9 protein-coding genes and 2 pseudogenes are annotated in these 8,854 nt (G+C 61.2%); 7 read left to right on the forward strand and 4 right to left on the reverse strand.

The annotated features are described in order from the left end of the window. Window positions 1–542: pseudogene (locus EN906_RS13470) on the reverse strand (phosphopentomutase); the annotation flags it as partial. A gap of 143 nt (window positions 543–685) precedes the next feature. Between EN906_RS13470 and EN906_RS13475 the strand changes: the two are divergent. After that, a complete protein-coding gene (locus EN906_RS13475; RefSeq protein ID WP_164748717.1) occupies window positions 686–1,606 on the forward strand; it encodes a PhnD/SsuA/transferrin family substrate-binding protein in 921 nt (306 codons plus the stop codon). Window positions 1,607–1,642: 36 nt separating this feature from the next. Here the strand turns inward: EN906_RS13475 and EN906_RS13480 are convergent, their stop codons facing one another. The 3 genes from EN906_RS13480 to EN906_RS13490 all read right to left on the reverse strand — a co-directional run bounded on the left by EN906_RS13480 (window position 1,643) and on the right by EN906_RS13490 (window position 3,440). After that, the gene (locus EN906_RS13480; RefSeq protein ID WP_127268815.1) at window positions 1,643–2,260 is read right to left on the reverse strand and encodes a TadE/TadG family type IV pilus assembly protein; all 618 of its coding nucleotides are present in this window, start codon (window positions 2,258–2,260) and stop codon (window positions 1,643–1,645) included. A gap of 38 nt (window positions 2,261–2,298) precedes the next feature. Beyond that, window positions 2,299–2,880: a TadE/TadG family type IV pilus assembly protein gene (locus tag EN906_RS13485; RefSeq protein WP_127268810.1), complete on the reverse strand. Its 582-nt coding sequence runs from the start codon at window positions 2,878–2,880 to the stop codon at window positions 2,299–2,301. 137 nt (window positions 2,881–3,017) lie between these two features. After that, a complete protein-coding gene (locus tag EN906_RS13490; RefSeq protein ID WP_013533687.1) occupies window positions 3,018–3,440 on the reverse strand; it encodes a pilus assembly protein N-terminal domain-containing protein in 423 nt (140 codons plus the stop codon). Between the two features lie 332 nt (window positions 3,441–3,772). Here EN906_RS13490 and EN906_RS13495 point away from each other — a divergent pair, with 332 nt between their 5' ends. The 6 genes and pseudogenes from EN906_RS13495 to EN906_RS13520 all read left to right on the forward strand — a co-directional run. Beyond that, entirely contained in the window at window positions 3,773–3,955 is a 183-nt protein-coding gene (locus EN906_RS13495; RefSeq protein WP_127268811.1) for a Flp family type IVb pilin, read from the forward strand. A gap of 170 nt (window positions 3,956–4,125) precedes the next feature. Further along, window positions 4,126–4,644, forward strand: a complete 519-nt coding sequence (locus tag EN906_RS13500) for a prepilin peptidase (protein WP_127268812.1) — start codon at window positions 4,126–4,128, stop codon at window positions 4,642–4,644. A gap of 214 nt (window positions 4,645–4,858) precedes the next feature. Beyond that, window positions 4,859–5,670, forward strand: a pseudogene (gene cpaB, locus EN906_RS13505) (Flp pilus assembly protein CpaB). Further along, the gene (locus EN906_RS13510; protein ID WP_127270396.1) at window positions 5,667–7,187 is read left to right on the forward strand and encodes a type II and III secretion system protein family protein; all 1,521 of its coding nucleotides are present in this window, start codon (window positions 5,667–5,669) and stop codon (window positions 7,185–7,187) included. The pseudogene cpaB and the gene EN906_RS13510 overlap by 4 nt, the downstream one beginning before the upstream one ends. Before the next feature lie 14 nt (window positions 7,188–7,201). Beyond that, window positions 7,202–7,936: a CpaD family pilus assembly protein gene (locus EN906_RS13515; protein ID WP_127271264.1), complete on the forward strand. Its 735-nt coding sequence runs from the start codon at window positions 7,202–7,204 to the stop codon at window positions 7,934–7,936. Window positions 7,937–7,961: 25 nt separating this feature from the next. Beyond that, window positions 7,962–8,854 (forward strand): CtpF protein (locus EN906_RS13520; RefSeq protein ID WP_127375212.1); only part of this gene is annotated, 893 nt, incomplete at its 3' end.

Here is an 8,854-nt window from a genome sequence, read left to right on the forward strand (position 1 = left end):
GCGGTTTGCAGGACCGAGTCGACCGACGTGTAGCAGATCGTCTTGCCGGTCCGGATGTGCTCCTCGCCGAAGCGCTCGATGATCTCGGTGCCCGGCGCATGGCAATTGCCGAGAATGCCCGGCACCTTGCCTTCGCGAATGATAGCCTCGGTCAGTTCGGCCGGAAAGGCCGGAACCGTATCCGGGAAATAGCCCCAGTCGAGGCGCACCGGCAGGCCGGCGATTTCCCAATGACCGGATGGTGTATCCTTGCCGCTCGAAACCTCCTGTGCGGCGCCGTGAAAGGCAGTTGGGAGCAGATCCGCCCCGCTGTTGGCAAACCCCAGTCCCGTCGCGGTTTCGGCGGCCTTGCCAAGCCCGAGCGACGCCATGTGAGGGACAAACAGCGGTCCACTGCGAAGCCCTTCGCGATCCGCACGGCCCTCCGCACAGGCCTCTGCGATGTGCGCGAATGTGTTGGCGCCGGCGTCACCGTAGCGGTCGGCGTCGGCCGCGCCGCCGATGCCGAAGGAATCCAGAACGAAGAGGAAAGCGCGCGCCATCGAGTTGTTGCCAGTTTGACCGACCAGACATAGGGTTCCGCGACTTCATTGGCAATTCGGAAACCAAACGGCAACGGCTTGGCGTGATAGTCCAGTGCACTGGGATGGGCATGGATCGAGGACAACAGACTGTGGTTCCTGTCATGAGGGTTGCGCTGAAGACTTATGCCGCTCTCATGCTGACGCTCGTCGGGCTCTGGTCCAACCCGGCGCATGCCGACTGGCGCGATGATATCGGCACGTTTCGTATCGGCATCGTTGCCGAGCCAGGCGCCGGCAATGCCGTTCCGGGGCTGGCACTGTTGACCGACGCCTACACCAAGGCCTTGGGCATGAAGGTCGAGTTTGTCGTTGCCCGCAACTATGCCGCGCTGATCGAGGCGCAGGCCGATGCCCGCATCGAATATGCGATCTATTCGGCCACCGCCTATGCGACGGCTTCGCAGCGCTGCTTATGTATCGAGCCGCTTGTCGCTCCGGTCGATTCAGACGGCGCGATCGGCATCCGCTCCGTTCTGCTGACGCGAGACGGCAAGCTGCCTGCCCTGGCGGCGATGGACCGCCATCGTATCGCCATGGCGCCTTCGGACAGCGTCGGCGGTTCTCTCCTGCCATTGGCGGCGTTGGCGGCGGAGGGCCGCAAGATCGCGGAAGATGCACAGTTTTTGGCCCGCACCGATTCGGCCGCGGCGGCCGAGACGATGCTGGTCGACGGCAAGGCCGATGGCCTGTTCGGCTGGGTGAGGGCCGCTGCCGACGGCCCGCGAGAACCGTCGGGCACGCAGGCCAGGCTGGAGGCGGCAGGGCTCTCGGTGACGGCGCTTCGGATCGTATGGACGTCGGGCCTGTTGAGATACGGCCCCCATGCGGTCCGCAGCGATCTCGACCCGGAAGCCAAGCGCAGGCTTGCCGTGTTCCTCACCAACCTCAAGTCGACGACGCCCGATATCTACGATCTCCTGGAATCGAGACATTCCGGCGGCTTCGCTCGCGTGTCGCCAAAAGATTACGAGATGGCCGCTGCTATCGTGCGCTTCGTTTCGGACCGTGAGCCGCAGCAATAGCTGGAGCGGCCCTGCGCAGGGCCTGGCTGGTTCTGTTCAACAGTCGCTGCAAGGGATCGTCACGCTTCTGCGGGGGCGCAGATAATAGGTTTCGCCCATGGTTATGTTGCTGAAAGCCGAGGTCAGTCCAAGCTTCTGTTGACTGCTCGCGCTCCACGCGATGACCGGCGTATAGCCGAGGTTGCTTTCGACGCGGATGAGAAAAGTGTTGGCGACCTTGAGCGACGCTGGGACCGTTGTCTCGGTGGTCGCGGCGGCGCCGGCGCTGGCGACACTGGCGACCAATTTGCGTGACCAAACCACCTGTGCCTTCGTCGCATCGGACGTAACCTGTATCGCCGTGATGGTGATGCTAGGGGGCGAGCGGTTGTAGGGCTGAAGGGTGACGCTGCCGATCTGCATGATGGCGTCGACATCCGCTTTGAGGACGCTTGTCTGCTGGGTAACGAGATCGGCCACCATGCTGCCGATACGACTGACCTTCTTGCTGGTCTCGATGGCTTGCGACGCTTCCATTGTGAGGAAGTACATGATCAGCAGAATTGGCATGATCAACGCGAATTCAACCGCCGCGATGCCACGGCGATCGGACCAGAATCGACTTGCTTTCCGCCAAACTCCCGTAATCATAAGATGTGCCCCCGCACGCATCATGCCCATTGCCCTTTTCTTATACCGCTCGTGCATTCCGCTCAGTTGTCGAACGGCTCGTTCTGCCAGGTCACCGATGCGAAATGCAGGGTCTTGTTGCCGCCCATCGACTGCGCCATGAGGTCGGTCATGATCGGCCACTTGTAGAAGACCCGAAGCATGTTCCTCGACTCCGCCGCACCCGCTGTCACTGAGAACGATTGGGTTGCGGTGCCTTTCGTCAGTACGACATCGCCGTTCTGGATCTTGAAGCCTGCCGTGGCCGCATCGGCGAACGATGTATATTGGCGAAGATCCACCAGCAGTTGATTGGGACAATCCTGGGAGACGATGATCTGCAGTTTCGTGCAGATCATGTCCCGCAAATTGGTTCCGGCAACGTCAGCCGCCCTCAACTGGCCGGTGCGCAGTTTGCGCGCTACATCGTCGGTGACGTTGGCCATCACCTCCTGGCCGGCAAACGAGATGCAGCTTTCCAGAATGGCAAAGACAAGCAGCGCGAAGGGGACTGAAAGGATCGCGAATTCGATTGCCGTGGCGCCGCGCCGGTCACGAAGGAAGCGGGCGAAAAACCTTGGGCGTCTCACTCTGTGGTCGCCTGCGCGACCGAATTCCTTGCTCATGTTCGATCCTGCCGATCTCTATGTGGTCTCGGAAGGAGCATTAGCGCAAACCGATTGAGGTCCGGTTTGGATGATCGTTAAAGTCGGCGCAGGCCTCTTAACCAGACAATAACCGGAACGGCAGTCGGCAACGCCACCTATCGGCTGACGCTCATCTCCGCTTCGGAAGACTTCTCCGCTTCGCTCTTGTAGGAGCTTTCGCAATAGGGCGTGCAGGACATCGTCTGGATTTCGGCACGCCGATAGATGCGCACCGACGAAGCGGCCTGCCGCACGACGGTAACCTGCTCGTCGACGATGGGACTGCCGTCGGTATCGAGCACGACCAGATTGGTGACGCCGAAGCCTTTGCCGGTGAGCACGATCGTCGAAGCGTCCTGCACCGAAGCGTCTGCGATTGCCGGGTTGCCGACCACGATGGTGTCTGCGGGACGCGAAAGTTTGACGATCTTGGCCTGGTTCATCGTGACCTCGATGCCGGCGCCGGCCATGGCGGGCGCGACGAAGCTCGAGACGGCAAGAAGCGCGGCAATCAGGATTGACGATCTCGGCTGGGCCATTGAGGCGCTCCACGCAGGCGGACTGATCAACGGAACATGAACGAGATTGGTGAACCAACGGTTAAGCATGCGATGTTGCCAATCGTGCAATGGCCGCCAAGGGCGCCCGCGACGCGCGGTCCGGTCGGGTCGCAAGCCTACCAAATCCGGTCTGGAAGGCTCAGCGATACATTAGCCCGAGGTTAACCACGCAATATGTTCGAACCGGGAAAGGAATCGGTAAGGCTGTTTCTTAAGCCGATCGAAAGAGCTTCTCCCTAGATTGGCAGCATCCGATCAACCATCACAGAAGTTGACGGAAGTGCTGTAACACGTGGAGTAGGAGCTCTCGAATGTCTAATCTCATCGCACGTTTTGTGAAGGACGAATCCGGCGCGACCGCGATCGAATATGGTCTGATCGCCGTTCTCATCGCGCTCGCCATCATCACTGGCGCCGGCACGCTCGGCAATGCGCTGAACGCCAAGTTCACCAACATCGGCAGCACCCTGAACGGCACGCCGAGCGGCAGCTGATCGGCTTATCGCCGAGCATTTAGATTGCGTTCTGGAAAAGGGCCGCCGCGTGGCGGCCCTTTTTCTATGCCGCTGGCGATATAGGTCGTCTTTCGTTCCTAGCCTCATCAATCGTTAATCGAACATGCTTAGATTGAGCCCCATGAAATCGGACAATAGGCGTGGCGCCGATGCTTGAAGCCCTGATCTTCGTCGTTTTTCCATTCTGCATGCTGTTTGCCGCGATCTCCGACATGCTGTCGATGACGATCGCCAACCGCGTGCCGGTGCTGCTCGTCGTCGTCTTCGCGCTGGTCGCGCCCCTGACAGGCATGGACTGGGCGGCCTATGGCGGACATTTCGCCGCCGGCGCCCTGGTCCTGGCCGTGACGTTCGGCCTGTTTGCAATGGGCGGCATGGGCGGCGGCGACGCCAAGCTTCTGGCCGCCACCGCAATGTGGATGGGCCTCAATATCAATCTCGTGGAGTATCTGGTCGCCTCGACAATCATCGGCGGCCTGCTGACGCTCGCGATCATCCTCTACCGGAAGTCGCTGCTTGCGGCCGTTACCGGCCAAAATCCGTTTCTGCGCCATTTCGCCGACGAGGCAAAAGGAGTCCCCTATGGCGTCGCCCTCGGCCTTGGCGGGTTGCTGACCTATCCGGATTCGCCTTTGATGGTATGGGCGCTTGCCAGGCTGGCGACTTGAGCACTATCTTATTTTTATTGTCTGTCAGCATTGCCGAAACCCCGTTCTCAACAGGGCCGGCCCGGCCATTTTGGCCGTTCAGACCACATTCCGGCTAATTTATGTAAACCTTAAATTAATCACGATCGTAAGCATTACATTAACCTTGTTTTGACGATTGCCGCTGCAAAGTCCGGCTTGGCTACGTGGTTTGCCAGGGCAAGGGTTCGGACAAATGCCAGCATCGCGATTGATAATTCTGAGCGTGGCGGTGGCCGCGGCGGGTGGCGCTGGCTATGTCGCGAAGAACATGGTGGCACCGCCGCCCCAGGTCGTCGTCGATTCCGGTCCCCAGGCCCCGGCGGTGGCACTCCAGGATGTGCTTGTGCTTTCAGGCGACGTTCCGATGGGCAACCCGATCCAAAACAACATCGCCTGGCAATCCTGGCCCGCCGACGGCGTCAACGCGAATTTCATCACCCGCACCGCCGAGCCCGAGGCACTGGACAAGCTGAAGAGTTCCGTTGCCCGTGTGGCGATGTATGCCGGAGAACCGCTGCGGCGGTCCAAGCTGATCGGCGAGGGCCAGAGCTTCATGTCGTCGATCCTGCCTTCCGGCATGCGGGCGGTCGCCACGGCCATCTCGGCCGATACGTCGGCCGGGGGCTTCATTCTTCCCAACGATTTCGTCGACGTCATCATGACCCGCAGGGCCGATGCCGCCGGCGGCGCCGCCGGCTTCAACACCGAGACCATCCTCAAGAACATCCGTGTCCTGGCCATCGACCAGACCATTCAGGAGGACGAGGAAGGCAAGAAGACCAGGGTAGGCCAGACCGCACGCTGGAACTGACGCCCAAGCAGGCGGAGATCATCACCGTCGCCCAGCAGATGGCGGATCGCCTGACCCTGGCGTTGCGGGCGGTCGCGGACACGCAGGAAAAAAATCTGGGTGAGGCGGACTATCTCGTTTCCGGCAATGGCCGCAGAGGAACGGTGAGGCTGATCAAGTCGGGCGAAGTTTCCGAAGTGGGGGCAAGGAAATGAGGCTAGGTGGCAAACTGCCGGCAATCGTAGCCGCGGCATTCGGCCTGCTGCTCGTCGGAACGAATGTGCAAGGCAGCGTTGTCGAGGCAAAGAACGCGCAGGTCACGGCATCGACGGCCACCCAGCGCGTCAAACTCGGCCTCAACAAGTCGGTGGTCATCGACCTGCCGAGCGATGCCTACGACATTCTCGTGGCCAACCCGGCGGTTGCCGACGCGGTGACCCGCACTGCAAGGCGCATCTATCTGTTCGGCAAGTCGGTCGGCGAGACGAACATCTTTGTCTTCGGCCCGAATGGCGAGCAGATCGTCAGCCTGGACCTGGCGGTCGAACGCGACGTTGCCGGTCTTGAGGATTATATCAGACGCTTCCTGCCGACGTCGGCCATCAAGGTGGAACTTCTGAATGACAACGTCGTCCTGACTGGAACGGTCGACACGCCGCTGGACGCAAAACGCGCGGTCGACCTGGCGACGATCTTCGTTTCGGGTGGTGAAGCGACGACAGGACAATATTCGCAGACCGCAGCCGGCGGTTCGGCCCAGAGCGGTGTCGACATCGACAACCCGGACCAGGAGCGCCGCACCAGCAAGATCGTCAACCTGCTGCAGATCATTGGCGACGACCAGGTCACGCTGAAGGTCACGGTCGCCGAAGTCAGCCGCTCCGTGATGAAGCAGCTCGGCGTCAACATGGTCGGCAGCGGCGGCAGCAACGGCATCAGCTACGGTGCGCTCAGCGACAATTTCACCGGTCTCGGCAAGCAGCTGTCGAATTCAGGCTTTCAGATCGGCTCGTCGGCGCTGCAGGCCTATGTCAACGCCATGGAGCAGTCCGGGGTCATGAAAACCCTGGCCGAGCCGACCTTGACCGCCGTATCCGGGGAGAAGGCGACCTTCAAGGTCGGCGGTGAATACAATATGGTTTCAGGTGTCTCAGCAAACGTATCGCAGGACAACCAGACCGGCCTGAAGACCTACACCATCGAAAAGATCGAGTACGGCATCGGCCTGGAATTCCAGCCGGTGGTGTTGTCTCCCGGTCGCATAAGCCTGAAAGTTAGGACGTCGGTTTCCGAGCCGACAACCGAGGGGTCCGTATCGCTCTCCTCAGGCGTGACGAGCCCCGGCATGAATGCACTGTCGCTGCGCAAACGTCTTGCCGATACGACCGTTGAACTCCCCTCGGGCGGCTCCATGATGATCGCCGGCCTGGTTCGCGACGATGTCAGGCAAGCCGTCAACGGGTTGCCCGGGCTGACAAAGATCCCGGTGCTCGGCGCGCTCTTCCGCAGCAGAGATTTCGTGCGCAACGAGACCGAACTCGTCATCATCATCACGCCCTATCTGGTGAAGCCGGTGGCGCGCAACGACCTTGCCAAGCCGGACGACAATTTCAACGCCGCCAGCGATGGCGCTGCCATGTTCCTTGGCCGAGTCAATCGCGTCTACGGCACCATGCAGACCGACAAGCCCAACGGCCGCTACCACGGCGTCGTCGGCTTCATCTACAAGTGAGCGGGGAAGCGGACATGTCTCAGTCAGCATTGAAGGCAAGCACCATCGCCGCACCGATGCGCTTTGGCCGCTCGCAGGTCTGCCGGCGGTTCGTTCCTGTCCTGGCGGTTGCGGTGGCGGCGCTGCTCACCGGCTGCGCCCAGCGCGACAGCATCACGGTCGGCGCCATCCCGGACGATTATCGCACCAACCATCCGATCGTGATCGCGGAGAAGAACCAGAAGATAGACCTGCCGGTGGGCGCCGGTGACCGTGGTATGACGGGCTCTCAGCGTGACACGCTTTCGGGCTTTCTCGACGGCTACGACAGGAGCGCCGCTCCGGCGGTGACGATCGCTATCCCTGTCGGCTCGGCCAACGAGATCGCGGCGGCCGCTGCCAGCCGCGATTTTGTCAGGCTGGTGGTTGCCAGCGGCATCAAGCGCAACCGGATTGTCATGACCTCTTATCAGTCCGCTTCCGCCGAAGCCTCGGCCCCGATTCGCGTCGCCTATATCTCGGTGAAAGCTCAGACCGACAAATGCGGGCGTTGGCCCGAAGATCTGGTGGAGACCTCGGAAAACAAGCACTACGCCGATTTCGGCTGCTCGTATCAGAACAACCTCGCCGCCCAGATGGCCAATCCGGCCGACCTGCTCGGACCGCGCAAGCAGGCACCTATCGACGCCGAGCAGCGTGGGAAAGTCATCGATGGGTACCGAAATCAACCCTTCTTTGATTGGGAAGCAGAAGGCGAAGTTAGCTACTAACGATCGCAGTTCGGAGTACACGAACATGAACAATCTGGCCTATGACACTCCTGTAGACGGCAGCGATACCTCGCAGCAGGACATCGCCGCGATGCAGGCGTTGCGGCCGATCCCGCGCATCTCGATCCAGGCATTCTGCGAGACCGAGGGTGTTGCCAACCCGGTCGAGCGCGCCGGCGAGGACCGCCGCATGACGAAGGCGCATCTCAAGGTCCATATGGGCGGCGTCCCCACTGCCATCGAATTCTACCAATCGGCGCCGACGCCCAACCTGATCCTGCTGGAATCGCGCAGCGAGCCCAAGCAATTGCTGGAGCAACTCGCCCAGCTCTCGGAATATTGCGATCCGACGTCGAAGGTGGTGGTGATCGGCCACTACAATGATGTCGGCCTCTACCGCGAGCTCATCCGCAACGGCATTTCCGAATATGTGATCGCTCCGGTCTCGATGGCCGACATCGTCAGCGTGGTGTCGTCGATTTTCATCGATCCGGAAGCCGAGCCGCTCGGCCGCTCGATCGCCTTCGTCGGCGCCAAGGGCGGTGTCGGCTCCTCGACGATCGCCCACAATGTGGCTTGGGCGATGTCCTCCCTGTTCAAATCCGAAGTGGTCGTCGCCGATCTCGATCTGGCTTTCGGCACCGCCAACATCAATTTCGACCAGGATCCGGCGCAAGGCATCGCCGAGGCGGTGTTTTCACCCGAACGCATCGATGAAGTCTATCTCGACCGGCTGCTGACCCAGTGCGCCGAGCATCTGTCGCTGCTGGCAGCGCCTTCGACGCTCGAACGGGTCTATGATTTCGATCCCGAGGCCTTCGCGCAGCTTATCGACACCGCCCAGCGCAGCGTGCCGCTTCTGGTGCTCGACGTCCCGCATGCCTGGACGGGCTGGACCAAGAACACCCTGGTCAAGGC

Origin of the sequence: Mesorhizobium sp. M7A.F.Ca.CA.004.06.1.1 (assembly GCF_003999135.1) — a bacterium.
Lineage (GTDB): Bacteria > Pseudomonadota > Alphaproteobacteria > Rhizobiales > Rhizobiaceae > Mesorhizobium.

What these genes read in the sequence shown, in the direction of transcription:
- EN906_RS13485 (WP_127268810.1), bottom strand. Translation starts at nt 2,880, where the DNA reads ATGAGCAAGGAATTCGGTCGCGCAGGCGACCACAGAGTGAGACGCCCA.
- EN906_RS13500 (WP_127268812.1), top strand. Translation starts at nt 4,126, where the DNA reads ATGCTTGAAGCCCTGATCTTCGTCGTTTTTCCATTCTGCATGCTGTTT.
- EN906_RS13495 (WP_127268811.1), top strand. Translation starts at nt 3,773, where the DNA reads ATGTCTAATCTCATCGCACGTTTTGTGAAGGACGAATCCGGCGCGACC.
- EN906_RS13515 (WP_127271264.1), top strand. Translation starts at nt 7,202, where the DNA reads ATGTCTCAGTCAGCATTGAAGGCAAGCACCATCGCCGCACCGATGCGC.
- EN906_RS13475 (WP_164748717.1), top strand. Translation starts at nt 686, where the DNA reads ATGAGGGTTGCGCTGAAGACTTATGCCGCTCTCATGCTGACGCTCGTC.
- EN906_RS13490 (WP_013533687.1), bottom strand. Translation starts at nt 3,440, where the DNA reads ATGGCCCAGCCGAGATCGTCAATCCTGATTGCCGCGCTTCTTGCCGTC.
- EN906_RS13480 (WP_127268815.1), bottom strand. Translation starts at nt 2,260, where the DNA reads ATGATGCGTGCGGGGGCACATCTTATGATTACGGGAGTTTGGCGGAAA.
- EN906_RS13510 (WP_127270396.1), top strand. Translation starts at nt 5,667, where the DNA reads ATGAGGCTAGGTGGCAAACTGCCGGCAATCGTAGCCGCGGCATTCGGC.